This is a genomic window from Bradyrhizobium nitroreducens (assembly GCF_002776695.1).
GTDB classification, from domain to species: Bacteria; Pseudomonadota; Alphaproteobacteria; order Rhizobiales; family Xanthobacteraceae; genus Bradyrhizobium; species Bradyrhizobium nitroreducens.
This window is the reverse complement of sequence record NZ_LFJC01000003.1, coordinates 1,291,238-1,316,289: the sequence shown is the minus strand read 5'-3', so window position 1 is coordinate 1,316,289 and position 25,052 is coordinate 1,291,238. Positions and strand designations below refer to the sequence as shown.

Annotated in this window: 26 protein-coding genes; 7 read left to right on the top strand and 19 right to left on the bottom strand. The window is 64.7% G+C overall.

Features of this window, described 5'->3' with window-relative positions; all coding sequences use genetic code 11:
• Positions 1–75: 75 nt before the first annotated feature.
• From TSA1_RS06625 to TSA1_RS06590, 8 genes are all read right to left on the bottom strand, one after another.
• Positions 76–1,332 (bottom strand): TCR/Tet family MFS transporter, encoded by a 1,257-nt coding sequence (locus TSA1_RS06625; protein ID WP_100175651.1) that lies wholly within the window; start codon positions 1,330–1,332, stop codon positions 76–78.
• Complete coding sequence (gene der / locus TSA1_RS06620; RefSeq protein ID WP_100175650.1) at positions 1,329–2,717, bottom strand: ribosome biogenesis GTPase Der; 1,389 nt, start codon at positions 2,715–2,717, stop codon at positions 1,329–1,331. Before der ends, TSA1_RS06625 begins: the two co-directional genes overlap by 4 nt.
• A gap of 49 nt (positions 2,718–2,766) precedes the next feature.
• Positions 2,767–3,318, bottom strand: a complete 552-nt coding sequence (locus TSA1_RS06615; RefSeq protein WP_100175649.1) for a hypothetical protein — start codon at positions 3,316–3,318, stop codon at positions 2,767–2,769.
• 45 nt (positions 3,319–3,363) lie between these two features.
• On the bottom strand, positions 3,364–4,023 hold the full coding sequence (locus TSA1_RS06610) for a tetratricopeptide repeat protein (RefSeq protein ID WP_100175648.1): 660 nt from the start codon (positions 4,021–4,023) through the stop codon (positions 3,364–3,366).
• Between the two features lie 166 nt (positions 4,024–4,189).
• Positions 4,190–5,782, bottom strand: a complete 1,593-nt coding sequence (locus TSA1_RS06605) for a class I adenylate-forming enzyme family protein (protein WP_100175647.1) — start codon at positions 5,780–5,782, stop codon at positions 4,190–4,192.
• 72 nt (positions 5,783–5,854) lie between these two features.
• Positions 5,855–6,439 carry an NnrU family protein gene (locus TSA1_RS06600; protein WP_100175646.1) on the bottom strand — a complete coding sequence of 195 codons (585 nt, stop codon included), beginning with the start codon at positions 6,437–6,439 and terminating at the stop codon, positions 5,855–5,857.
• Between the two features lie 70 nt (positions 6,440–6,509).
• Positions 6,510–7,088: a hypothetical protein gene (locus TSA1_RS06595; RefSeq protein WP_142251171.1), complete on the bottom strand. Its 579-nt coding sequence runs from the start codon at positions 7,086–7,088 to the stop codon at positions 6,510–6,512.
• 100 nt (positions 7,089–7,188) lie between these two features.
• Positions 7,189–8,811 (bottom strand): peptide chain release factor 3, encoded by a 1,623-nt coding sequence (locus TSA1_RS06590; RefSeq protein ID WP_100175644.1) that lies wholly within the window; start codon positions 8,809–8,811, stop codon positions 7,189–7,191.
• Between the two features lie 170 nt (positions 8,812–8,981).
• Here TSA1_RS06590 and sugE point away from each other — a divergent pair, with 170 nt between their 5' ends.
• Positions 8,982–9,296: a quaternary ammonium compound efflux SMR transporter SugE gene (sugE, locus tag TSA1_RS06585; protein WP_100175643.1), complete on the top strand. Its 315-nt coding sequence runs from the start codon at positions 8,982–8,984 to the stop codon at positions 9,294–9,296.
• Here sugE and TSA1_RS06580 read toward each other — a convergent pair.
• From TSA1_RS06580 to TSA1_RS06550, 7 genes are all read right to left on the bottom strand, one after another.
• Positions 9,289–10,296 (bottom strand): inorganic phosphate transporter, encoded by a 1,008-nt coding sequence (locus tag TSA1_RS06580; protein ID WP_100175642.1) that lies wholly within the window; start codon positions 10,294–10,296, stop codon positions 9,289–9,291. The two genes, sugE and TSA1_RS06580, sit on opposite strands and share 8 nt — an antisense overlap.
• 12 nt (positions 10,297–10,308) lie before the next feature.
• Positions 10,309–10,953 carry a DUF47 domain-containing protein gene (locus tag TSA1_RS06575; protein WP_100175641.1) on the bottom strand — a complete coding sequence of 215 codons (645 nt, stop codon included), beginning with the start codon at positions 10,951–10,953 and terminating at the stop codon, positions 10,309–10,311.
• Between the two features lie 156 nt (positions 10,954–11,109).
• Positions 11,110–12,078 (bottom strand): branched-chain amino acid ABC transporter permease, encoded by a 969-nt coding sequence (locus TSA1_RS06570; protein WP_100175640.1) that lies wholly within the window; start codon positions 12,076–12,078, stop codon positions 11,110–11,112.
• A 1-nt stretch (position 12,079) separates the two neighbouring features.
• Positions 12,080–12,943, bottom strand: a complete 864-nt coding sequence (locus TSA1_RS06565) for a branched-chain amino acid ABC transporter permease (protein WP_097665989.1) — start codon at positions 12,941–12,943, stop codon at positions 12,080–12,082.
• A gap of 74 nt (positions 12,944–13,017) precedes the next feature.
• Positions 13,018–14,241 carry an ABC transporter substrate-binding protein gene (locus TSA1_RS06560; RefSeq protein ID WP_100175639.1) on the bottom strand — a complete coding sequence of 408 codons (1,224 nt, stop codon included), beginning with the start codon at positions 14,239–14,241 and terminating at the stop codon, positions 13,018–13,020.
• 112 nt (positions 14,242–14,353) lie between these two features.
• Positions 14,354–15,100, bottom strand: coding sequence for an ABC transporter ATP-binding protein (locus tag TSA1_RS06555; protein ID WP_100175638.1), 747 nt, complete (start codon positions 15,098–15,100; stop codon positions 14,354–14,356).
• Positions 15,093–15,848 (bottom strand): ABC transporter ATP-binding protein, encoded by a 756-nt coding sequence (locus TSA1_RS06550; RefSeq protein WP_100175637.1) that lies wholly within the window; start codon positions 15,846–15,848, stop codon positions 15,093–15,095. The genes TSA1_RS06555 and TSA1_RS06550 overlap by 8 nt, the downstream gene beginning before the upstream one ends.
• Positions 15,849–16,196: 348 nt before the next feature.
• Here TSA1_RS06550 and TSA1_RS06545 point away from each other — a divergent pair, with 348 nt between their 5' ends.
• Positions 16,197–16,862, top strand: coding sequence for a hypothetical protein (locus TSA1_RS06545; protein ID WP_100175636.1), 666 nt, complete (start codon positions 16,197–16,199; stop codon positions 16,860–16,862).
• A 25-nt stretch (positions 16,863–16,887) separates the two neighbouring features.
• Here TSA1_RS06545 and TSA1_RS06540 read toward each other — a convergent pair whose 3' ends face one another.
• Positions 16,888–17,247 (bottom strand): ArsC family reductase, encoded by a 360-nt coding sequence (locus tag TSA1_RS06540; RefSeq protein WP_100181004.1) that lies wholly within the window; start codon positions 17,245–17,247, stop codon positions 16,888–16,890.
• A gap of 105 nt (positions 17,248–17,352) precedes the next feature.
• On the opposite strand from TSA1_RS06540, the gene TSA1_RS06535 reads away from it, so the two are divergent.
• From TSA1_RS06535 to TSA1_RS06525, 3 genes are all read left to right on the top strand, one after another.
• Positions 17,353–17,724, top strand: coding sequence for a tRNA-binding protein (locus tag TSA1_RS06535; RefSeq protein WP_100175635.1), 372 nt, complete (start codon positions 17,353–17,355; stop codon positions 17,722–17,724).
• A 213-nt stretch (positions 17,725–17,937) separates the two neighbouring features.
• On the top strand, positions 17,938–18,570 hold the full coding sequence (locus TSA1_RS06530) for a TetR/AcrR family transcriptional regulator (RefSeq protein WP_100175634.1): 633 nt from the start codon (positions 17,938–17,940) through the stop codon (positions 18,568–18,570).
• A gap of 3 nt (positions 18,571–18,573) precedes the next feature.
• The gene (locus tag TSA1_RS06525; RefSeq protein WP_100175633.1) at positions 18,574–19,356 is read left to right on the top strand and encodes a sulfite exporter TauE/SafE family protein; all 783 of its coding nucleotides are present in this window, start codon (positions 18,574–18,576) and stop codon (positions 19,354–19,356) included.
• 1 nt (position 19,357) lies between these two features.
• Here TSA1_RS06525 and TSA1_RS06520 read toward each other — a convergent pair whose 3' ends face one another.
• From TSA1_RS06520 to TSA1_RS06510, 3 genes are all read right to left on the bottom strand, one after another.
• On the bottom strand, positions 19,358–20,062 hold the full coding sequence (locus TSA1_RS06520) for a glutathione S-transferase family protein (RefSeq protein WP_100175632.1): 705 nt from the start codon (positions 20,060–20,062) through the stop codon (positions 19,358–19,360).
• Between the two features lie 79 nt (positions 20,063–20,141).
• A complete protein-coding gene (locus TSA1_RS06515; RefSeq protein WP_100175631.1) occupies positions 20,142–20,351 on the bottom strand; it encodes a hypothetical protein in 210 nt (69 codons plus the stop codon).
• A gap of 52 nt (positions 20,352–20,403) precedes the next feature.
• Positions 20,404–21,063, bottom strand: a complete 660-nt coding sequence (locus tag TSA1_RS06510; protein WP_100181003.1) for a DUF429 domain-containing protein — start codon at positions 21,061–21,063, stop codon at positions 20,404–20,406.
• 1,211 nt (positions 21,064–22,274) lie between these two features.
• On the opposite strand from TSA1_RS06510, the gene TSA1_RS06500 reads away from it, so the two are divergent.
• Positions 22,275–23,600, top strand: coding sequence for a TROVE domain-containing protein (locus tag TSA1_RS06500; RefSeq protein ID WP_100175629.1), 1,326 nt, complete (start codon positions 22,275–22,277; stop codon positions 23,598–23,600).
• A gap of 111 nt (positions 23,601–23,711) precedes the next feature.
• A complete protein-coding gene (locus TSA1_RS06495) occupies positions 23,712–25,052 on the top strand; it encodes an RtcB family protein (protein ID WP_100175628.1) in 1,341 nt (446 codons plus the stop codon).

Sequence of the window (25,052 nt, the reverse complement as noted above, 5' to 3'; positions counted from 1 at the left end):
GCCCACGACTTGCCTGCGATCCGCGAGAGATGGTGGGCACGGCGCTTGCGCGCCTTTGCCACCCTACGAGACCGTCTACGAAGCCGTCTTCGTCGCACCCAGCGTCCGCACCGCGATCGCCACGCAGACCACCATCAGCATCGCCGCAAGCAGGAACGGCGCGCCGGGCAGATGCAGCGGCGCGCTGACGCCGATGAAATAGGAAAAGGTCAGCGTGAACAGGAACGGGCCGACGAGCTGCGAGACGCTCTGCACGCTCGCAGTCGCGCCCTGGAGCTGACCCTGCTGATCGGGCGCGACCAGCCGCGTCATCAGCGCTTGCGAGGCGGCGCCCGAGATGCCCCACAGCGCCAGAATGGGAATCCCGATCCAGGAGAGCGGCCCGGTCGGCGCAGCGCCGAGGACCAAGAAGCCGAGCGCGCCACAACACAGGCCGAGCAGCAGCGCGTTTCGCTCGCCGAGCACGCGCACGATGGGGCCGATCGCGAGCCCCTGCACCACCATGGCGCAGATCCCGACCATCGCCAGCGTCAATCCCACGGTCTTGGAATCCCAGCCGTAGCGATAGGTCGCATAGAGTACGAAGGTCGAGGGCAGCACGACATGGGCGACCTGCGCGATGAAATTGACGACGGACAACGCGGCAAGCATCGCATTGGAGCGCAGCAGGCGGAGCGCACCGACCGGACTGGCGCTCCTCCAGCGGAACGGCGCGCGCTTGTCGGGCGCGAGCGATTCCGGCAGGACGAATAGCCCATACAGCGCATTGGCGAAGCTGAGGGTGGCCGACGCCCAGAACGGCAGCCGCGGATCGATGTCGCCGAGCAGGCCACCCAGCGCTGGCCCGAGGATGAAGCCGGCGCCGAAGGCTGCGCCAATCCGGCCGAACACCGCCGCGCGCCGCTCCGGCGGCGTGATGTCGGCGATATAGGCAAACGCAGTCGAGATGCTCGCCGAGGTGATGCCGGAGATGACGCGGCCGACGAACAGCCAGACCAGCGACGGCGCCAGTGCCATCAGCACATAGTCGGCAGCGAGCCCGAAATTCGACAGCAGCACCACCGGCCGCCGCCCGAAACGATCCGACAGCGCCCCGAGCAGCGGCGAGAACACGAACTGCATCAAGGCCCAGGCCGTGCCGAACAGGCCGAAGATGCGGGCCGCATGCGCGGTGTCGTTGTCGACGAAGCTTTCAATCAGCTTGGGCAGGATCGGCATGATCACGCCGAGCGCGAGCATGTCGAGCAGGATGGTGATGAAGATGAAGGCGACGGCACCACGCCGGACGGGCGCAGCGCTCTGCGCTGTCACCTCGCCGGCGCCCTCGCTCACGACGGCCGCTTGCGCTTGTGCGCGAAGGGATTGGCCTTCTCGCGCAAGGTGATGCGCACCGGCGTGCCCGGCAGATCGAAAGTCTCGCGCATCGAATTGGTGAGGTAGCGCAAATAGGACTGCGGCACCGCGTCGGCGCGCGAGCAGAACAGCACGAAGCTCGGCGGGCGTGCCTTGTTCTGCGTGATGTAGTTCAGCTTCAGCCTGCGGCCGGACACCGCGGGCGGCGGATTGGCCTGGATCGCCTGCTCGAACCAGCGATTGAGCGCCGAGGTCGGCACGCGCCTGTTCCAGACCGCGTAGGCGTCTTGGATCGCCTGCATCATGCGGTCGATGCCCTCGCCCATCAGGCCCGAGACGGCGACGATCGGCACGCCCTTGACCTGCGGCAGCCAATGGTCGGCGTCGCGGCGGAGGCCGGAGATTGCACCGCCACCCTTGGTCTCCATCAGGTCCCATTTGTTGACGGCGAGCACGACCGCCCGGCCCTCGCGCTCGATCAGATCGGCAATGCGCAGATCCTGCTCCTCGAAGCGGTTCTGCGAGTCCATCACCAGCACGACGACTTCGGCAAAGCGCACCGCGCGGAGCGCGTCGGCAACCGAAAGCTTTTCCAGCTTCTCCTCGATGCGCGAACGTCGGCGGAGACCTGCGGTGTCGAACACGCGGAAATCGCGGCCCTTCCAGTTGATCTCGACCGCGATGGAATCCCGCGTGGTCCCGGCCTCCGGGCTCGTCAGCAGCCGCTCCTCGCCGAGCAGATGGTTGATCAGCGTCGACTTGCCGGCGTTGGGCCGGCCGACGATGGCAACACGGATCGGACGCGTCGCGGCCTCCTCCTCCGTGAGCGGCGCGCCCTCGTCGTCCTCGTCCTCGTCCGCGTCGACGGGCTCCGGCATCAGCTTGGCGAGCGCGTCGTAGAGCTCGCCCATGCCCTCGCCGTGCTCGGCCGAGATCTGGATGGGATCGCCGAGGCCGAGCGCGAAGGCTTCCATCGCGCCGGCATCGCCATGCTTGCCCTCGCTCTTGTTGGCGACCAGCAGCACCGGCTTGTTGGCCTTGCGGGCGAAATCGGCGAAGGCGCGGTCGGTGGGCGTGAGGCCGATGCGGGCGTCGATGACGAAGAACAGCGCATCGGCCTGCGCAATCGCGGCCTCGGTCTGCTCCTGCATGCGCGCAGTCAGCGAGCCCTTGGCGCCCTCGTCGAGGCCGGCGGTATCGATGATGGTGAACTCGAGGTCGCCGAGCCTCGCCTCGCCCTCGCGGCGATCGCGGGTGACGCCCGGCAGGTCATCGACGAGCGCGAGCTTCTGTCCGACCAAACGGTTGAACAGCGTCGATTTGCCGACATTGGGCCGGCCGATAATGGCTATCGTGAAGGACATCGGTCATTCGTGCGCTGCGAGGGCCGCGCCTGTCAATGCAGTGGAAAAACTAGCGCGAGAAGCTGCCGCTCGGCAGCGGCGCCGGGAAGCCGCCCTGCGTCTGCTGCTGCGTGGTCTGGGTCGGTTGCGCCTGCTGGACCGGCTGGTCCGGCGGCGGTGCGGTGGTGCGCTTGCGGACGATCTTGTGCTTGGGGGGCGGAGCGGCCGTGGCCGGCGCCGCCTCCGGCTGGGCCTCGCCGTCGACCTCGCCGGCGGGCGCCTCCGCCGGCGCAACGGCTGCAGCGGCCGGCTGTCTTGTGTGCTTCGCCTTGGCCCCCTTCGCCGGCTTGGCCGGCTCGGGCGGCGGCTCCGCAGGCAATGCCGCCACCGCAGGCGCATTCGGGTCGGGCTGCTGCTGCGCGCCCTTGTACAGATCCTTCGGCACGCCCTGCTCGAGGCCGGGGACACCTTCCGGGAAGACCGGCTTGCGGTCGCCCGGCAGCTTCTTCTTGGTGTCGAGGAAGTCGAGCATGTCGCTTGGATCGAAGCTGGAGCAGCCGCCCAGGACGCCCGTGAAGGCGATCAGGACGGCGGCTGCGATCAAGCGTGGCGTGCGGCGCATCTTGTGTCTCGTTTACGTCAGAGAACCGTCGTCAGCTGTTCTTGCTCAGCTCTTGGCGACGGGCGGAAGCAGAGCCTGGAGCGCCTCGGCGCGCGAGCGCAGGCCGGGCGGTGTCTCGCCGTCCTCGGCGATCGCGTCGAGCCACTTGCGGGCCGCGGTCATGTCGCTGTTGCGCCAAGCCGACAGTGCAAGCATCTCGCGGGCGCTGTGGCGGAAGGTGGACTTGGACTTGGGCGCTGCAGAGGGCTCCAGCCGCTGCTGCATGTCGGCATAGGACGCGCTGTCGAGCAGCAGGCCGGCGGCGCGGATCTTCGCCAGATCCTGCCACTCACCGCCCACGCCGCGATCGGCAGCAATGTCGTCATACATTTTCGCGGCAGCCTTGGCATCGCGGGGCGCCGCCTCGGCCGCGGCGCGCAGCCGCGCCAGGGTGCGATAACCCGACGGCGCCTTGGCGGCGAGCTCGGCGAAGGCAGCTTCCGCCTCGGCGTGCTTGCCCTGCTCGGACAGCTCGGCGGCCTTCTCGAAGACGGCGCCGGCCTCGGCGGCCTTCTTGGCCTCCAGATATTGATAACCGCGCCAGCCGCCGACAGCGGCCACGATCAGCACCATCAGGGCGATGAAGTAGATCGAATACTTGTCCCACAGCTTCTTGAGCTGTTCGCGACGTACTTCTTCGTCGACTTCGTCAAATAATTCAGACACTTATGCTAATCCCATGCCCGGCCGGGTGCGCGCGCCGAAGCGTCCGCGTCAGGAATCCCGTCCCCCACGTGGCGGCGAGGTACCCTAACGATATGGCGCTGGCAAGGCAAAGCGAGCCCGATCAAGGCGTTAACCACCCGGGAGAGCCCGGATGGACCTGCCCGGCTCAGGCCCCCAACAGCTCCCGCAACTGCCGCTTCAGCACTTTGCCATTGGCATTGCGCGGCAGCGGGTCGGCCGTGATCGCCAGGGTTTCGGGAACCTTGTAGTCGGACAGACGCTCGGCGCACCACGCCCGCAGGTCCGCGTCCGCCACCGGTCCGCGCGTCACCACCACGGCGTGGACGCGCTCGCCCAGCACCGGGCAGGCCTTCGCGATGATCGCACTCTCGACCACGGCGGGATGGCCAGCCAGCACGGATTCGACCTCGGCCGAATAGATCTTCAGGCCGCCGCGATTGATCATATCCTTCTGCCGGTCGAACACGCGGACAAAGCCCTGCGCATCGACCGAGCCGAGATCGCCCGAGTGCCAGAATCCGCTGGTGAAGCTTTCGGCGGTGGCCTTCGGATTGTTCCAATAGCCCTTGATGACGGAGGCGCCCTGGATCCAGAGCTCGCCGATCTCGCCGCGCGGCAGCTCGCGGCCATCAGGATCCATCGCAACGATGCGCGCGCCGGGGCACGGCAGTCCGACGCTGTCGATGTGGCTCTCGGTCAGCTCGCCCGGCATGATCGTCGAGGGGGACGTCGTCTCGGTCGCGCCGTAGCAGTTCATCAGCTTCAGGCCGGGAATCTTCGCCTTGAGCTTCTCGATGGTGGCAACCGGCATCGGCGCGCCGCCAAAGCCGCCGATGCGCCAGCTCGACAGATCATAGCTGTCGAAATCGGCCTGCAGCAGACAGAGATTGTACATCGCCGGCACCATCACGGTGTAGGTGACACGCTCGCGCGCGGCGAGCTTGAGATAATCGGCCGCCTTGAACTCCGGCATGATGATCAGCGCGCCGGCGCAGCGGATCATGGTCGTGATGTTGGCGACGACGCCGGTGACATGGCCGAGCGGCACTGCGGCGATCGACCGGTCCGCCTGCGTCAATCGCAGGCAGGACACGAACACCATCGAGGAATGGACGATGTTGCAATGGGCCAGCATCGCGCCCTTCGGCTTGCCCGTGGTGCCCGACGTGTAGAGGATCATCGCGGTGTCCTCCTCGCTCACCTCGACCGGCGCCGGCGCCGGGGCGTTGTCTGCGAGCGCGGCGAAGTGCGAGCGCGCCGGATCGTCGTCGACGGCGATGCGGCGGATCAGATCAGGCACATCCTGCGCGTCGGGCAGCCGCTCGGCGAGCGAGGCTTCATGGACCAGGATCTTCGCGCCGCAATCGGTCAGCACATAGGCGATCTCCGGCTTCTGCTGGCGCGTGCTGAGCAGCACCGTGACGAGCCCCTCATGCGCGGCGGCGAACAGCAGCAGCGGAAATTCGATGCGATTGCCGAGCAGGATCGCGACGCGATCGCCGCGCTGCAATCCCAACTTGCGAAAACCCGCGGCGATCCGCCTCGCCTGCTCCACGGCCTGCCGCCAGCTCAGCCGGACATTGCCTGCGATCAAGGCCTCGCCATCGCCATTGCGGGCGCAGGCGTCCGCGATCATCGCCCACAGGCTCGCCGGCCGGTCGCAAAAGGCCGGCACCACCCGATCGCCGAACCGCGCCTCGAGCCGCATCGGCGGGATCTGAGATTGCGACCAGTCCATCGAAACGCCCTCGGCTTGTTGTGTTCTCACCTTCCGCGCACGGATATCCCGATCAGGTCTTGTGCCGACCGGCTAGACGCCGATCACGGGAACGCCAATCACGACCGGATGGAACGCGAACGCCAGCGCGAGATAGGCGACGATGCCAACTGCGACGGCGATCAGATCGTTGGTGACCCCACCGACCGGGATCGGCGGTCCGCCGGCGTCGGTGCGATGCTTCAGCGAGATGCGGTCATAGACCGCCCAGCCCAGGAACGAGCCGAACAGGATCATGGAGCCGAGATCGCCATTGGCCAAAAGATGCGCCGCCGCCCACAGCTTGATACCGGCCAGCATCGGATGCTTCAGCGTCGCGTAGATGCGACCGCGCAAATAGGAGGCGACCACCATGATCACCGCGGGCAGCATCAGGGCGATCGTGATGTGCTTCATCGCCTTCGGCGGATACCAGACGTCGATCCAGCCGGAGCTGCGGTAATGGGCAAAGCCCCAGATGATCAGCGCGAGCCCCGCGAACGAGACCAGCGCGTAGAGGATCTTGTAAGTCCCCTCGCCCAGCTTCGCGATCGCCTGCGCGCGCGCGTCTCGTTTCGTTGTGAAAACATGGGTGGCAAAGAACAGCACCAGCCCCAGGATCATGACCAGCAGACCCACGACATCCTCCCCGCAAAGCAGCCCCCGGCTCTGAGGTATCATCGATTGACCGCCGGTCGCAACTGATGCGCTACTGACCAATCTGCCGGTTGTCGACGTAGCGGATCGCGATCGGCCGCCCCGCCAGGGCACCACCGAGGTTACTGGTGAATTTCAGCGGTAGACAGGCCTTCAACGATGAATTGATCGCATTGAGATAGCTGGTGCGGATATCCGCCGGCACGCCCGCCGTTGCAAAGGTCAATCGCGGCGGCCCGATCAGGCCGCCCGCCTTGTTGAAGCTGAAGCGCACCGCCATCTGCATGCCCGCCCTCGCATTGTCCGCCGGCGGCGACCAGCAGGTGCGCAACTCGGCGAAGAGGTCGCCGATCGTGTCGAGATCGTGATCCGGCTTCCGGTATTTGGCGCGATCGGCCTCGGACGGCACGCTTTCGATCGTCAGCTGAAGATTTTGCCCATAGGGATAGTCTATCTCGGGGATACAGGGGCCGGGCTCGAGCGGGCTGCAATAGGACGGTGTGCAGGGTCGGCCGTCGAGCACGCTGCACGGCTCATGCGCGAACGGGATCGGATTGATCTGGCGCGGGCGCGCGTCCGCGGCGATCGCTGATGTCGCCAGCAGGAAGAGAACAAGGAAGCCGCGCCACATGGAATGAACTCGGGATGTCACGAGAAGAAGTGGCATTGCCCATGAATGCGTCAACCCCGCGCGCATTCACATGCTCGCGCGCGAGAGGGCGCGTTGCGCCCTACCCCTTCTTCTTGACGTCCTTGACGTTGGTGAACTCGATGCCCTCGGCGCGCTCCTTGGTGTAGCCGAGATAGAACTCGTTCCGTGCCAGATAAACGGGATCGCCGTCGACGTCGTCGGCGATGCTGGAGGTGTTGGCGGCGATGAAGGCATCGAGCTTCTTGCGGTCCTCCGAGGAGACCCAGCGCGCCAGCTGGAACTCGCTGACTTCGAACTCGACCGGCAGGGAATATTCCGCCTCCAGCCGCGCCTTCAGCACGTCGAGCTGCAGCGCGCCGACCACGCCGACCAGCGCCGGTGCGCCGTCGCGCGGGCGGAACACCTGCACCACCCCCTCTTCCGACATCTGCTGCAGCGCTTCCTTCAGCTTCTTCGCCTTCATCGCGTCGGTGAGACGGACGCGGCGGACGATTTCCGGCGCGAAGCTCGGCACGCCGACGAAGTTGAAATCCTCGCCTTCGGTCAGGGTGTCGCCGATGCGCAGCGTGCCGTGATTGGGAATGCCGACGACGTCGCCGGCAAAGGCTTCGTCGGCGACCGAGCGGTCCTGGGCGAAGAAGAACTGCGGGCTCGACAGCGGCATGCTCTTGCCGGTACGCACCAGCTTGGCCTTCATGCCGCGGCTGAGCTTGCCCGAGCAGAGGCGCGCGAAGGCGATGCGGTCGCGATGGTTCGGATCCATGTTGGCCTGGATCTTGAACACGAAGGCGCTCATGCGTGGATCGGTCGCCTCGACCTTGCGCTGGTCGCTGTCCTGCGCGCGCGGCTCGGGCGCGAACTTGCCGAGACCTTCCAGCAAATCGCCGACGCCGAAATTGCGCAGCGCGCTGCCGAAATAGACCGGCGTCAGATGTCCCTCGCGGAACGCTTCGAGCTCGAACGGTTTGGAGGCCTCGGTGACGAGCTCGAGCTCGTCTTTTACCGCCGAGACATCGAGATTGGCATTGAGCTTGGCCAGTTCCTCGATCTCGATCTGCTGCGCCGCGCCGGTCTTGGCGCCGCCGCCTTCGAGCAGGCGCACGCCGCCATTGACGACGTCATAGGTGCCGAGGAAGTCACGACCGCGGCCGACCGGCCAGGTCATCGGCGTGGTGTCGAGCGCCAGCGTCTTCTCGATCTCGTCGAGCAGCTCGAACACGTCGCGGCTCTCGCGGTCCATCTTGTTGATGAACGTGATGATCGGGATGTCGCGCAGGCGGCAAACCTCGAACAGCTTTCGGGTGCGCGCCTCGATGCCCTTGGCGGCGTCGATCACCATGACCGCGGAGTCCACCGCCGTCAGGGTGCGATAGGTGTCTTCCGAAAAGTCCTCGTGGCCCGGCGTGTCCAGCAGGTTGAACACGAGGCCTTCGAACTCGAAGGTCATCACCGAGGTCACGACCGAGATGCCGCGCTCGCGTTCGATCTTCATCCAGTCCGAGCGCGTGTTTCGCCGCTCGCCCTTGGCCTTGACCTGGCCGGCGAGATTGATGGCGCCGCCGAACAGCAGCAGCTTCTCGGTCAGGGTGGTCTTGCCGGCGTCAGGATGCGAGATGATCGCAAAAGTCCGCCGCCGCGCCACTTCAGCGGCAAGCGGGGAACGGGCCGGCGATTCGGCGGTGGTGGCGGCGATGTCGGACATGGCGGGAGCGTTTGGCAGGGAAACTGGGCCTGATCAAGCCTCATTTGGTGATTGCGGAGCCTTCCGGCCAGCCCCATATCGGATCTGATAAAATAGTCTTGGGAGGGACGGCCCTCCTGCTCATCAGCATCTGCCTGCGGGGACGGCCCTGCCGTGAATGGAGGGTCGTCATGGCCTGGAGCATCCTGTTCGTCGCCGGCCTTCTCGAAATCACCTGGGCGATCGGCCTGAAATATACCGAGGGATTTACCAAGCTCGTTCCCTCCGTGGTCACGCTCGCGGCCATGGCCGGCAGCGTCATCCTGCTCGGCCTCGCCCTCAAAACGCTGCCCGTCGGAACCGCCTATGCGGTCTGGACCGGCATCGGCGCGGTCGGTACCGCGACGCTGGGCATCATCCTGTTCGGGGAGCCGGCCACGGCGCTCCGCCTCGCCAGCATCGGGCTGATCGTGGCCGGGATCGTCGGGCTGAAGCTCGTTACCTGACGAAGAGCTGGACCACCCACCAGGTCAGCGCCGCGACGATGGCCGAGGCCGGGATCGTGATCACCCAGGCATAGACGATCGAGCTTGCCACGTTCCAGCGCACGGCCGAGACGCGCCGCGCCGCGCCGACGCCGACGATGGCGCCGGTGATGGTGTGGGTGGTCGAGACGGGAACCCCGAGATAGGTCGCCATGAACAGGGTCGCGGCGCCCCCCGTCTCGGCGCAAAAGCCCTGCATCGGCGTCAATTTCGTGATGCGCAGTCCCATGGTGCGGACGATGCGCCAGCCTCCCATCAGCGTGCCCAGCGCCATCGCCGCCTGGCAGGACAGCACCACCCAGAAAGGCACCGAAAAGTCGCTGCCGAGATGGCCCTGCGAATACAGCAGCACCGCGATGATGCCCATGGTCTTTTGCGCGTCATTGCCGCCATGGCCGAGCGAATAAAGCGAGGCGGAGGCAAATTGCAGGATGCGGAAGGCGCGGTCGACCGCAAACGGCGTCGAGCGCACCGAGGCCCAGGACACGATCGCAACCAGCATCATCGCGAGCAGGAAGCCGACCAGCGGCGACAGCACGATCGCCAGCACCGTCTTGGTCAAGCCGCTCCACACCGCCGCGGAGATGCCGGCCTTGGCCATGCCGCCGCCGACGAGCCCGCCGATCAGCGCATGCGAGGACGAGGACGGGATGCCCAGCGCCCAGGTCACGAGGTTCCAGACGATGGCGCCGACCAGCGCCGCGAAGATCACCTGGGCATCGACGATCGCGGGGTCGATGATGCCGGTGCCGATGGTCTGGGCGACGTGCAGCCCGAACACCATGAAGGCGACGAAATTGAAGAACGCAGCCCAGAATACCGCGAATTGGGGCCGCAGCACGCGGGTCGAGACGATGGTCGCGATCGAATTGGCCGCGTCGTGCAGGCCGTTCAGGAAATCGAACAGCAGCGCGACGGCGATCAAGCCGACCAGGACGGGAAGACCCAACGCGGCATCCACGGCAACCCCGCCCTAAACTTGTTCGATGACGATGCTGTTGATCTCGTTCGCGACGTCGTCGAAGCGATCGGCCACCTTCTCGAGGTGGTCGTAGATCTCGACGCCGACGATGAAATCCATCGCATTGCCTTCGCGATGCTTGAGGAACAGTTCCTTCAGCCCGATGTCATGGAGATCGTCGACGCGGCCCTCCAGCTTGCCGAGCTCTTCCGTGATGGCGGTCAGCATGGCCACGTTCGGGCCGATCGACTGCATCAGCGGCAGCGCACGGCCGACCAGATTGGCGCATTCGATCAGAAGTCCGCCGATCTCGCGCATCGGCGGCTCGAAGCTGCGGACCTCGAACAGCATCACGGCCTTGGCCGTCTGCTGCATCTGGTCGATGGCGTCGTCCATCGACGTGATGAGGTTCTTGATATCGCCACGGTCGAACGGGGTGATGAAGGTGCGGCGCACCGCCGTCAGCACCTCACGGGTGATGTTGTCGGCATCGTTCTCGAACTGGTTGACCCGCTGGCAATAGACCGGCGTCTCCTCGCCTCCGTTGAGCATGCCCTGCAGCGCGATCGACCCCTGGATCACCGTCTGGATATGCCGATCGAACAGGTCGAAGAACCGTTCTTCCTTGGGCAGGAACGCGCGAAACCATCGCATCATGGGGATAGGCTACCGGTTGGAAATGGCCCGGCCCGTCAGGGCCGTCATGAAACTGTCATAGACCATTTTCGATCCGCGTGCGTGTCATCTCACGCCCGCGGAGCCGGATCATCCACCGGATTATCGCGCCAGTAAAACTGGCGCGATATCAATGATTTAGAGTGATCGCCGGAAGTAATGCGCGATTTCGCCGATGACGCCGCGGCGGAAGGTGAGCACGCAGATCACGAAGATCGAGCCCTGGATCACCGTCACCCACTGGCCGAAGCCGGCGAGGTATTGCTGCATGGCGATGATCACGAAGGCGCCGACCACGGGACCGAAAATGGTGCCGAGGCCGCCGACCAGCGTCATCAGCACGACCTCGCCCGACATCGACCAATGCACGTCGGTGAGCGAGGCGTTCTGCGCCACGAACACTTTCAGTGCGCCGGCGAAGCCGGCCAGCGTCCCGGACAGCACAAAGGCCAGGAACTTGTACTGGTCGGTCCGGTAGCCGAGCGAAATCGCGCGCGGCTCGTTCTCGCGGATCGCCTTCAGGACTTCGCCGAACGGCGAGTTGATGATGCGGAAGATCAAGAGGAAGCCGGCGAGGAACCCGACCAGCACGACGTAATAGAGCACCGTCGGTTTGGAGAGATCGAACACGCCGAACATGTGTCCCTGCGGGATGCCCTGGATGCCGTCCTCACCGTGGGTGAACGGGGCCTGGAGGTAGATGAAGTAAAGCAGCTGTGACAGCGCCAGCGTGATCATCGAGAAATAGATGCCCTGGCGACGGATCGAGATGTAGCCGGTGATGAGCGAGAGCACGAAAGCCGCGGCGATGCCGACGAGGATGCCGAGCTCGGGCGGCAGCGCCCACACCTTCAGCGCATGCGCGCTGCAATAGCCGGCTGTCCCTAAGAACATCGCGTGGCCGAACGACAGCAGGCCGCCATAGCCGATCAGGAGATTGAAGGCGCAGGCGAGCAGCGCGAAGCACAGCGCCTGCATCACGAAGAACGGGTAGACGCCCGTGAATGGCACCGAGGCCAGCAGCAGCGCCATCACGACGAAAACGATCATCTCGTCGCGCATCGCGCGCGGGGTTGCCGGCAGCGTATCGTCCGTCAGGGTTGTCATATCAGGCCGCCCTTCCCGTCAGTCCCGTTGGCTTCACCAAGAGCACCAGCACCATCAGCACGAACACGACGGTGTTGGAGGCCTCGGGGTAGAAATACTTGGTCAGGCCCTCGATCACACCGAGCGCGAATCCGGTGATGATGGAGCCCATGATCGAACCCATCCCGCCGATCACAACCACCGCGAACACGACGATGATGAGGTCGGCGCCCATCAGGGGCCGCACCTGGTTGATCGGTGCCGAAAGCACGCCGGCCAGCGCGGCAAGGCCGACGCCGAGGCCGTAGGTGAGCGTGATCATGCGCGGGACGTTGATGCCGAAGGCGCGCACCAGCGTCGGGTTTTCGGTGGCGGCGCGCAGGTAGGCGCCGAGCTGCGTCTTCTCGATCAGGAACCAGGTCGCCAGACACACGACCAGCGAGAACACGACGACCCAGCCGCGATAGATCGGCAGGAACATGAAGCCGAGATTCATGCCGCCCTTGAGCTGGTCCGGAATCGCATAAGGCAGGCCGGAGGAGCCGAAATAGTTCTGGAACACGCCCTGCACGATCAGCGCGATGCCGAAGGTCAGGAGCAGGCCGTAGAGGTGATCCAGGCCAGTCAGCCATTGCAGCATGGTCCGTTCGAGGATCATGCCGAAAATGCCGACGATAATGGGCGCAAACAGCAGCGCCCACCAGTAGTTGATCCCGCCAAGATTCAAGAGGAAATAGGCGACGAAGGCGCCCATCATGTAGAGCGCGCCATGGGCGAAATTGATGATGTTGAGCATGCCGAAGATCACGGCAAGCCCGAGACTGAGCAGCGCGTAGAACGAGCCGTTGATCAATCCCACCAGTAGCTGAGCGTATAGAGCCTGCATCGATCCCGCACCCGATCCCTTCGGCGTTCCCTTGAAAGTCGCCCGCAAGCCTCAGAGGCCTGCGGGCCGTTGTCTTACTTCTTCAACAGCGCACACTTGCTTTCGGACAGCGGCGTGAAGGCCTGGTCGCCTGGCACCGTGCCGACCAGCTTGTAGAAGTCCCACGGCCCCTTGGACTCCGAGGGCTTCTTCACCTCGAACAGATAGGCGCTGTGGATGGTGCGGCCGTTGGGCTGAATCTCGCCCTTGCCGAACAGATCGTCCTCCGTCGGCATCGACTTCATCTTCTCCACGACCTTGACGCCGTCATGCGGATTGCCGCCGAGCGCGTCCAGCGCCTTGAGATAGTGACGCACGCCCGCATAGACGCCGGCCTGCACCATGGTGGGCGGCGCGTTGTTCTTCATCTTCTCGGCGAAGCGCTTCGAGAACGCCCGGGTCTGGTCGTTCATGTCCCAGTAGAACGTCTCGGTGAAGTTGAGGCCCTGCGCCGTCTCCAGCCCGATCGCCTTGATGTCGGTGAGGAAGAGCAAGAGCGCCGCGAGCTTCTGACCGCCCTTGCCGATGCCGAACTCGGCCGCCTGCTTGATCGTGTTGGTGGTGTCGCCGCCGGCATTGGCAAGACCGATGATCTTTGCCTTGGAGGACTGCGCCTGGAGCAGGAAGGACGAAAAGTCCGGCGTGTTCAGCGGATGCTTGACCCCGCCGATCACCTTGCCGCCGTTGGCGGTGACGACCGCCGTGGTGTCACGCTCGAGCGCCGCACCGAAGGCGTAGTCCGCGGTCAGGAAGAACCAGCTGTCGCCCCCCGCCTTGACCAGCGCCTGGCCGGTGGTGTGGGCCAGCATGTAGGTGTCGTAGGTCCAGTGCACGGTGTTGGGCGAGCACTGCGCGTTGGTGAGGTCGGAGGTCGCCGCACCCGAATTGATGTAGACGCCGTTCTTTTCCTTGACGACGTTGTTGACGGCGAGCGCCACGCCGGAATTCGGCACGTCGACGATGATGTCGACCTTGTCGACGTCGAACCACTGCCGCGCGATCGCAGTGCCGATGTCGGGCTTGTTCTGGTGGTCGCCGGAGATGATGTCGATCTTCCAGCCCTTCGCAGCCAGGCCGGAATCCTCGACGGCCATCTGGGCGGCGAGGGTCGAGCCGGGACCGCCGAGATCGGCATAGAGACCGGACTGATCGGACAGCGCGCCGATCTTGACGGTCTTGTCCTGCGCGGACGCGACGCCTGTGACGGCGAAGGTGAGCGCGGTGGTCAGCAACAACGATGCAATCGACTTCGTCTTCATGCAACTTCCTTTTTGAATTTTCTCGTTGGCAGTTCTTCTGTCTGAGCACGATTGTCCCGGAAAACCGCCACACGGATCATGATAGCGCGGCCCGCCGGTTTCAGATCATGCTCTAGACACCCAAATAGGTGTGGAGCTTGTCCATGTTGGCGGCAAGCTCGGCATTGGAAAACCCGTCAATGATCTTGCCGTGCTCGACCACGTAGTAACGGTCGGCGACGGTGGATGCGAAGCGGAAATTCTGCTCGACCAGGAGGATCGTGAAACCTTCCTTCTTGAGCCGCGCGATGGTGTGGCCGATCTGCTGGATGATGACGGGGGCAAGGCCCTCGGTCGGCTCGTCCAGCATCAGGAAGCTCGCGCCGGTGCGCAGGATGCGCGCGATCGCAAGCATCTGCTGCTCGCCGCCGGACAGCTTGGTCCCCTGGCTGTTGAGCCGCTCCTTCAGGTTCGGGAACAACTCGAAGATCTGCTCGAGCGGCAATCCGCCTTCACGGACCACCGGCGGCAGCATCAAATTCTCGCGCACGTCGAGGCTGGAGAATATGCCCCGCTCCTCCGGGCAGAACGCGATGCCACTGCGCGCGATCTTGTCGGAGGTCGCGCGGATGATCTCCTGGTTGTTGAACTTCACCGACCCGGTACGCTTGCCGATGATGCCCATGATCGACTTCAGCGTGGTCGTCTTGCCGGCGCCGTTGCGCCCGAGCAGGGTGACGACCTCGCCCGCATTCACGTCGAAGTTGATCCCGTGCAGGATGTGAGACTCGCCGTACCATGCTTCGAGGTTGCGGACTTGAAGGATGTTTCCGCCGGTCGCGGCCTTGGCCGGAGCCTCGGCGATCGCAGTGTCAGGCATGACCGGCTCCCAGATAGGCTTCCTTGACGCGCTCGTCCTTGGTGAGCTCCGAGTAGTGGCCCTGCGCGAGCACCTGCCCGCGCGTCAGCACGGTGATGATGTCAGAGAGGTTGGCCACGACGCTTAAGTTATGCTCGACCATCAGGATGGTATATTTCGCGGAGATGCGCTTGATCAGCGCCGCGATCTTGTCGATGTCCTCGTGGCCCATACCGGCCATCGGCTCGTCCAGCAGCATCATCTCAGGGTCGAGCGCGAGCGTCGTTGCGATCTCAAGTGCGCGCTTGCGTCCATAGGGCATCTCGACCGCGGGCGTGTTGGCGAATTCGCTGAGGCCGACATCGCTCAAGAGCTCGCGTGCGCGATCGTTGAAGCGGTTGAGCACCGACTTGGAGCGCCAGAAATCGAACGACGAGCCGTGCTGGCGCTGAAGCGCGACACGGACGTTCTCCTGCGCGGTGAGATGCGGAAACACCGCCGAAATCTGGAACGAGCGGACAAGCCCCATCCGAGCCACGTCGGCGGGCGCCATCGCGGTAATGTCCTGCCCCTTGTACAGGATTTTTCCGGCAGACGGTTTGAGGAACTTGGTCAGAAGATTGAAGCAGGTGGTCTTGCCGGCCCCGTTCGGGCCAATCAACGCATGAATGCTTCCACGGCGAACCTTGAGCGCAACGTCGCGGACAGCGAAGAAGCCCGCGAACTCCTTGGTCAAGCCTTCCGTTTCGAGAATAAACCCATCGGCCAAACAGATTTCCCCCTGCCCGCGCCAGCTGCGTGGCTGTGCTTGTTGCTTCGACTTTCCGGAGGCCTTGGATCAAGTCCTTGGAGCCAATCCTTGGAGCCCATCCGGAACGCCCTCTCCGGGCGCGGAATATGCCGGAGGTGACGGGGGTTAGGCAAGGCGGAAAGCTGAGCAGATCAGGCCTCCGGCTGGGATACAAATGCTCCCTTAGTCGGAGGCGTTGATGTCGTGCCTGCCCGGCCTCCCGGTTCGCAAAGGCGCCGGTCGTCAAGTCGTCGTTAACGGTCTTTCGTTCCGGGCGCCAGCCTTCATCAAAAATTTTCCCGCAAGCGCGATCATGCGCGGGTCTTGATGGTCTGGAATATTGTCTTGGATTTCACCAGCGCCGCTCCGTCCGTCGTCAAGTCGATCAGGCAACGTGATCTCCTGAACACGTGGCTACGACTTTATGCGCGCGAGCGGATCGCACCCGCGGTCTGGGAGTATCAGCCTGCGCGGCTCGAGGAAGAGCTGTCCGATCTCATCTATTATACGGTGGACGCTTCGACGCCGGTGCCGCGGCTCACCATCCAGAGCGAAAACACGCGCATCTCGCGTGCCTATGGACATACCGGCAAGGGCGTGCTGCTCGACGACTATCTCGGGCCGAGACTCGCGCCCTACGTGATGCCGATCTATTACGAATGCGTGGCGCGCGGGCTGCCCGTCTACAGCGTTGCCGACGTCGACGACATCTACGGGCGCATCGTCGCTTATGAACGGCTGCTGCTGCCTTTCCAGACCGACGGCAAGGTCTGTCACGTCATCGCTTCGGTCAAGACCTTCTGCGAGGACGGCGGCTTCGAGATCAAGAATCTGATGCGCGGAAATGACGCGCTACCGCGTCCGAAGCTGCGCGCCGTGATCGATCAGGAGCTGTTTCATCGAGCGCCTGGCCGCATTGCGGCGGCCGAAGTCGTCGAGTTTGCGGACCAGCCGGATGCCGGCATCCCCACCGAGATCATCGAGCTGAACTAAAGCCCGACGAGATCTGGATGAAGCGTCATCGCGATTTGGCGCCGACCTCCTTGGCGTAGACATCCGGCTTGAAGCCGACCAGCAGCTTGCCGCGAATCTCCAGCACCGGCCGCTTGATCATAGATGGTTGCGCTAGCATCAGAGCCAGCGCCTTCTTCTCGCTGAGGCCCTCCTTGTCGGCATCTGGCAGCTTCTTGAACGTCGTCCCGGCGCGATTGAGCAGCGTCTCCCAGCCGACCTTGTCGCTCCACTGCTTGAGCTTGTCCTTCTCCACGCCCGCCGTCTTGTAGTCGTGGAATTCATACGCGACGTCATGCGTGTCGAGCCAGGCTCGCGCCTTCTTCATGGTGTCGCAGTTCTTGATGCCGTAGATGATGTTGGGCAAGACCAGTTCCTCGCGCATGCGTGGTGCTTCGGCTGCGGCGTTGTACGAAACTCCGCCTCGCGCGACAATATCGCCAACGACACCGACTCGCCGAACGGACATCCCATGCACGTCACGCACGATCCCGCAGCCGCCGCCGCGCCGACCATCGACTTCAACAGCTTCCTCGCGGTCGATATCCGCGTCGGCACGATCGTCGACGCCAAGCCGTTCCCCGAGGCGCGCAAGCCGGCGTTTCGGCTGTGGATCGACTTCGGACCCGCCATCGGCGTGCGCAAGAGCTCGGCCCAGATCACCGAAAACCATCCGCTCGAGACGTTGGTCGGGCAACAGGTCGCGGCCGTCGTCAATTTCCCGCCGCGCCAGATCGGGCCGGTCGTCTCGGAAGTGCTGACGCTCGGTTTCCCCGATGCCGACGGCAAGGTCGTGCTGGTGCAGCCGAGCAAGCCCGTGCCGAACGGCGGACGGCTGTTCTAGCGACCGGCAGCTCAGGCGGCAGCGGCCATCGCCGGCATTCGCCATGACATGACCTTGCTCGCTTCTGGCCGCTTCGGCGGCACGGACTTGACCCAGCCTCTCCCTGGCAATAAAAATGACTGATCGATCGTTTTTTATATTGCGTGACGTATGGGGCGCCGAGCTAGGCCACGCCTTAAAAAGATCGACCGGTCAGTTATTTAGGGACGGCCAATGCCCAAGATCAGCGACAAGCAGCGGGAAAGCCGGCGCCAGCAGATCCTCGAAGCCGCCCTCGCCTGTTTCGCCGAGGACGGCTTTCACCAGACCGGCATGGCCGACATCGTCAAGCGATCCGGCTTGAGCCACGGCGCGGTCTATCTCTATTTCCAGAGCAAGGACGATCTGATCGAGGCGCTCGCCGACGACCGGCATCGCCGCGAAGCCGTGCTCAATTCGGTCGCGCAGGGATCGGGCGATCCGATCGAGGGACTTCACGCGCTGGTGCGCGTCTACGCGCAATGGCTCACCGATCCCGCCGGCGAAGCGCGCCGCCGCGTCGGCATTCATGGCTGGGCCGAGGCCCTGCGCAACCGCCGCGTCCGCAACAGCGTCGTCGAAGGCATCGACATGCCGCGCGCGCTGATCGTCGCGCTGGTCGAGCGTGGCCAGCATGACGGCCTCATCAAGCCTAATCTCGGCGCGGACGCCATCGCGCGGGTGCTGATCGCGATCTTCCAGGGATTCGTGCTGCAGAAATGCTGGGGCGAGGATGTCGACGTCGAGACCTGCATGGCGGCTGTCGCCACCGTGATCGAAGGGTTTCGCACGACGAAGCCCGATGTCAGGCGACGAGCCAGGACGTAGGCCATGTCGTGGCTTCACGAGCTCCTCGCCGGTGGCGGCGTCGGCCTGGTCGCCGGGCTGGCGTCGGGCTTCACGGGTACGAGCCCGGGCGGCGGCCTCGTGATCTTCTCCGTGCTCTTGCTCGGGGCCGAGCAACACGTTGCCCAGGGCACCTCGCTGATCGCGCAAATTCCGCCGACGGGTCTCGCCGGAATACGCCGCTACTGGCAAGGCGGCAATCGCAGCCCCCTGCCGTGGATCATCTGGATCGGCTTGGGATTTGTGATCGGCGGCGCCGGCGGCGGCTATGCCGCGACCGCGGTCTCCGATGTCGTCCTGCAATGGACCTACGTCGTCTATCTGGTCGCGCTGATCGTGCTGTTGATCCTGCGCCGCGACCGCAAGGACGGCAGCCTTGAAGCGGGTAACCGCGATGACCTTCACTGGCTGCCGCTGGTCCTGATCGGCACGATTGCAGGCTTTTCCTCCGGCTTCATGGGCATCGGCGGCGGCCTTGCGATCACCGTCGGCCTCGCCGCCGGACTTCGCGTGCCACAGCATCAGGCGCAGCTCGTCAGCCTCGTCTTCTCGGTGGTCCCGACGAATCTTCCGCCGGCCTGGATCTATTGGAGCCAGGGGCTCATGGTCGGCTGGCCGGCCATCATCGGCATTCTCGCCGGCCTCTGGATCGGCACCGACCTCGGCGCACGCTTGGCCAACGGCGTGAGCCGATCGGTGCTCCGCCGGGCCATGATCGCGCTCGTCTCGCTGATGGCGGCCTACATGACCTACAAGGCGCTGACCTGAACTACGGCCGCTCCGGAATGTTCAGCCCGCGCTGCACCGCCGGTCGCGCAAGCCCCCGTTCGAGCCAGGCTCCGACCGACTTGAACTGGGTGAACTCGACGAGGTCGCCGGCACCATAGAAGCCGATCAGATTGCGCACCCAGCCGAGCATGGAGATGTCGGCAATGCTGTAGTCGTCGTCCATGAACCATTGCCGGCCGGAAAGATGCGCGTCCATCACGCCGAGCAGGCGCCTGGCTTCGGCGACGTAGCGGTCACGGGGCCGCTTGTCCTCGAAATCCTTGCCGGCGAATTTGTGGAAGAAGCCGACCTGGCCGAACATCGGCCCGACGCCGCCCATCTGGAAGTGCAACCATTGCAGCGTCTGGTAGCGGCGCGCGGCATCCTCGGGCAAGAGCTTGCCGGTCTTCTCCGCGAGATATTGCAGGATCGCGCCGGACTCGAACAGCGGCAGCGGCCTGCCGCCGGGACCGTTGGGATCGAGGATCGCCGGGATCTTGCCGTTCGGATTGAGCGAGAGAAACTCGGGCGTCTTCTGATCGTCCTTGCCGAAATCGACCAGATGCACCTCATAGGGAAGTCCGGTCTCCTCCAGCATGATCGAAACCTTGACGCCGTTCGGCGTCGGCAACGAATAGAGCTGGAGCAGCTCGGGATGCTTGGCCGGCCAGCGCTTGGTGATGGGAAAGGCGGACAGATCGGACATCGGGACTCCGGCTGCGTTCGTGAGATGCCGCCTAATCTAGGCGAGCGGACGAACGGCGCAAGGTCGAACCGTCACCGCATTACAGTCGTTTCAGCACATGGTTGGTGGCGTGCACCGCATCGCGCTGGGCGCGTTGCTCGATAAAGAGCTGGCCCGTGATGAGCAGTGCTCCGGTGAAAACTAGCGCGAGCATCGCGGTCGCGAACTGACTGACATCATTCATCGCACGAGCTTCTCTGTCCTGTTGTTCGAACGGGGAACGCAGATCGGCCGCCGGCAGTTCCTGCAAGCTTCGAATAAATTGCCTCTTTTTCCCGACATGAGGCCGGGCAGTCCCCGGTTCAGTAATTGATCTCCATCCGCAGCCCGCGCGGATCGAGATCGCCCCCGCCGACGCGCTGCGTGCTGTCGCGCGCTGCGACCGCGCAGGCGCAGGCATCGATGAGATCGTCGCGGCCGATGCCGGTGCCGTGGCGAAGCGTCAGCCATCGCTCGATCTTGGTGAAGCCGCGATCTCTCAGCAGCGCAATGCGCTGCTCGCGGCCGCGCGGTGATGTCTTCGGTTCAAGCCGCACCTGCCCTGCCAGATTCCAGAACACCAATTCCGGATGCGCTTCGCCGATCGTCGCCTGCCTCTCCGGAGTTATGAAATCATCAATCTCCTTAAGTTTTTCTCTGATGTTCCAGAGCTGAGAGGATGCACCTTTGTCACCGCGCTTCCAATATTCCTCGTTTGCGGTCGCCATACAGCAGAATGTCCAGAGATCACGGCGCGCGCCGAGAAAGACAGCGGGGCCAATCAACTTACGTGCAAGCTTGTCACACGCACGGTACCCTTCGGTCGGTAGTCCGATCGGCATATCGATCATCGCACGCGCATGCGGCATCGCGAGCAGACGTGTCAGGCCCGGTGAATAGTCGAAGCCGTGATCGCCGCGTTCGTCGATCCAGGCCGCAACCCAGCCGAAACGAAATCCATCGAGGCCGAGATAGTTCGGCACGTCATGCATCCGTCGTTTTCGATTTCTTCGCGCGCATCGCTTGACATCCGCAAGTTGCGGGCGTATGTCCCGCGCCCTCGCAGACACTTCCGTTTGCGACCAACACCATGAACCGAGCGATGTCACTCCGCTACGAAAGAATTGTCAGCATGCCGAATAGCTCCAAGCTATTCGATTACGCATGCCCGGCTCATGGGAGCGATCTTGCCTGACCGCAAGATCGACAGTCCGCTTCTCACGGACCCTCCCGAGCCTGCCGCTCCGGAGGGTTTTTTGTTGCCCGCCGCGCGGCCCCATCGAACGACCCGGCCACGGCCGGAACGAGAGACCCGGATCTCGGGGCTCGCGCTGGGAAGGCGCGTGTCCAAGCGCGCGGGGCCTGCCGGAGGGAACGAGGCGATCAGCCGGACACCGATGGCAGAGCGAACCCTGATGGTTCGCAACACGCGGCGCGTCGACAGCGCCGCAATCGAATTTTTCTAACTCGGTTTACCGCGTGTGATCGCGGCTCAACCGACGCTGGTGGTGAAGATGCCGGATACTTCCTCCACGGCCAAGCGGGGATAGCCTCCCGCCTTTGACACACGCACCGGGATGCGGCCTCGGAAAAGGCTTGCACGCGGCCCGGCGCAGGATCTGACCGCAAGGAAACATCCTGTGTTGTCGTCACTGACGCCGACATCGCCCGTTCCCCAGCGTACCCATCAACGGCCGATGCGAAAGCACCGGCCTGGCGGTGGTGAAGATGTCTGTTACTTCGTGGTAAAGGCGCGAAAGCGCCGAGCAGGTTCGACTCCTGCGCGCCGAAAGGCGGATCGCCCGCAAGGGCAGCAACAGCATCGATCGTTCCCCGCCAACCCCATCACGGTCCGTGGTGAAGATTTCTGTTACTTCGCCTATCACGCGAGAGGTCGCGGGTTCGAATCCCGCCCGGTGTACCATGCACCGGTAGCTCAGTGGCCAGAGCGCTTTCCGGCAAGCTGTCGCTTGCCGGGTCTCAGAATCGCCTGTTCCCGGATCGTGTCCCCTTAGCCACCGCCGGTGGTGAAGAGCGCTGTTACTTCGTGAATCACACTGTCGAAGGTTCGACTCCTTCCGGGCGAAAGTCCGTAGCTCAGCGGTAGAGCATGTGGAGCCCCTCGTGGGCAGAGCAGCCTCGCCTGTTCCCCGGCACCCGTTTCCTGTCCCCATCAACCCAAGAGGAGGCCATCATGGTCAGGCTCAACAAGATCGTTCGCGCCTTCACGCGGGAGGGCGCGCGCGCCGTTCGCTTCACGCCCGAGATGGAGCTGAAGCGCGCGCTGATGAACTGCCTCCTGTGGGAGGACCAGTTCTACGAGGACGGCGTCGCGATCGCCGACCGCATCAAGTCGCTCGTGCCCAAGGTCGCGCCCGCCAAGGTGGCGCAGCTTGCGATCGAGGCGCGCGAGGTGATGAAGCTGCGGCACGCGCCGCTGCTCGTCATCCGCGAGATGGCCCGCAGCGAGAAGCACCGCGCCCTCGTGGCCGACACGCTCGCCCAGGTGATCCAGCGACCCGACGAGATGACCGAGCTGCTTGCGATCTACTGGGCGGATGCACTCGGCCCCATGCAGCAGCGCAAGCGTCAGCCGGTCTCGGCGCAGGTCAAGAAGGGCCTTGCCCGCGCCTTGACCAAGTTCGACGCGTACCAGCTTGCCAAATGGGACCGCGACGGCGCGGTGCGGATCAGGGACGTGCTGTTCCTGGTGCACGCCAAGCCGAAGGACGCCGACCAGGCCAAGGTGTGGAAACAGCTCGTCGACGGCGAGCTCGCTTCCCCCGACACCTGGGAGGTCTCGCTCTCGGCCGGCAAGAGCAAGCGCGAGACCTTCGAGCGGCTGATCGCCGAGCGAAAGCTCGGTGGCCTCGCGCTGCTGCGCAATCTGCGGCTGATGCAGACTGGGCAGGTCTCGCGCGAGACCATCGCAGGTGCGATCGAGGCGATGCGGACGGATCGTATCCTGCCCTATCGCTTCATCACGGCGGCGCGCTATGCGCCGGACTTCGAGCCCGAGCTCGAGGCTGCGATGCTCAAGTCGGTCAAGGACCATGTGCGGCTTCCGGGCCGGACGCGGCTCCTGATCGACGTGTCGGGCTCGATGTTCGCGACCCTCTCCGCGCAGTCGGAAATGACGCGCGCGGAGGCGGCGTGCGGCCTTGCCATTCTCGCCCGCGAGATCTGCGACGAGGTCGAGATCTTCACCTTCAGCAATGATGTCGTGAAGGTCCCGCCCCGCCGCGGTTTCGCGCTGCGGGACGCGATCATCAACTCGCAGGCGCATGGCGGGACCTATCTCGGCAAGGCCGTGACGGAGATCGACCGCAAGGGCGATCGCCTGATCGTCTTCACCGACGAGCAGAGCCACGACCATGTGCCCGAGCCCAGGGCGCGCGGCACCATTGTGAACGTGGCCTCGTATCAGCACGGTGTCGGTCACGGCGCCTGGACCCGCGTCAACGGCTTCTCCGAGGCCGTGGTCGCGTGGATCGCAGCGTCGGAGACGGCATTGAACTGATGCGCGACGACAACGGCCCCGGACGCGACACGCGCCCGGGGCCTTCAAATTCTCTGAAATGATGCGCCCGCCCCGGCTATGGTGCGCACGGAATGACAAGGACGTACGACCATGCGACGACCCGATCCCTACATGGAACGCGCCCGCGAGCTCTGCCTCGCCGCCGGCGTCGATCCCGACTCGCGCGTCGGCGAAGGACGCGGCCAGCCCGCTTGGTGCCTGTACAAGGACGCCGCGCGCAAGGAGCATCTTGCCCGCGAGGCCAATGCGACCGCGAGCTCGATCGCCGAGTTCCGGATGCAGGATGCCCGCTTTGAGAATGCGCCGCTGAAGGTGTTCGGCCCGCACGAGGATGCGACGATCGCGCAGATGCGCAATTGCATGGCGGTCGGCAACGTCGTGTCCGGCGTGATCTGCGCCGACGGCCATCTCGGTTACGCCCAGCCGGTCGGCGGGGTCATCGCCTATGAGAGGCAGATCAGCATCTCCGGCGTCGGCTTCGACATCGGCTGCGGCAACATGGCGGCCCGGCTCGACACGCGCTTCGACGACATCGCAGTCCGCGTGCCCACGATCATCCGCGACGTCGCCAGGACGATCTCGTTCGGCGTCGGCCGCGCCAACGCCGAACGGGCCGAGCATGCGCTGTTCGACGACGGCGATGCCTGGCGCGAGAGCGACATGGAGTCCTACCGCCAGAAGGCGGTGAGCCAGCTCGGCACGGTCGGATCGGGCAACCACTATGTCGACCTCATGCGCGACGAGGAGGGCTATGTCTGGATCGGCGTCCATTTCGGAAGCCGCGGTCTCGGGCACACCTCCGCGACGCGCTACCTCAAGGCCGCCGGCGGCAAGGACGGCATGAACGTCCCGCCCGCCGTGGTCGACGAGGACAGCGAGCTCGGCCGCCGCTACATCGCAGCGATGCAGCTCGCCGGGCGTTACGCCTATGCGGGTCGCGAGTGGGTCGTCGAACGCGCCCGCCAGATCATCGGCGGCAGCGTCACTGAGAGCGTGCACAACCACCACAACTACGCCTGGCGTGAGACCCACGACGGGCGAGACCTGTGGGTGGTGCGCAAGGGCGCGACCCCGGCGTTTCCCGGCCAGAAGGGATTCGTCGGCGGCTCGATGGGCGACGACGCCGTCATTCTCGAAGGCGTCGACAGTCCGGAAGCCAAGGCTTCGCTCTATTCGACCGTTCACGGCGCGGGCCGCATGTTCGGACGGAGGGAAGCCAAGCGCCGCTTCTCGCGCGCGGAAATGGACCGGTGGCTCAACGAGCGTGGCGTCACCCTGATCGGTGCCGACCTCGACGAGAGTCCGATGGCCTATCGCCGCCTGCCTGATGTGCTGGCGCAGCATGCCGGCACCGTGAAGGTGCTGCACACGCTGCGGCCGTTCGCCGTCGCCATGGCCGGCGAAGGCGAGTTCGATCCGTGGAAGGACTGA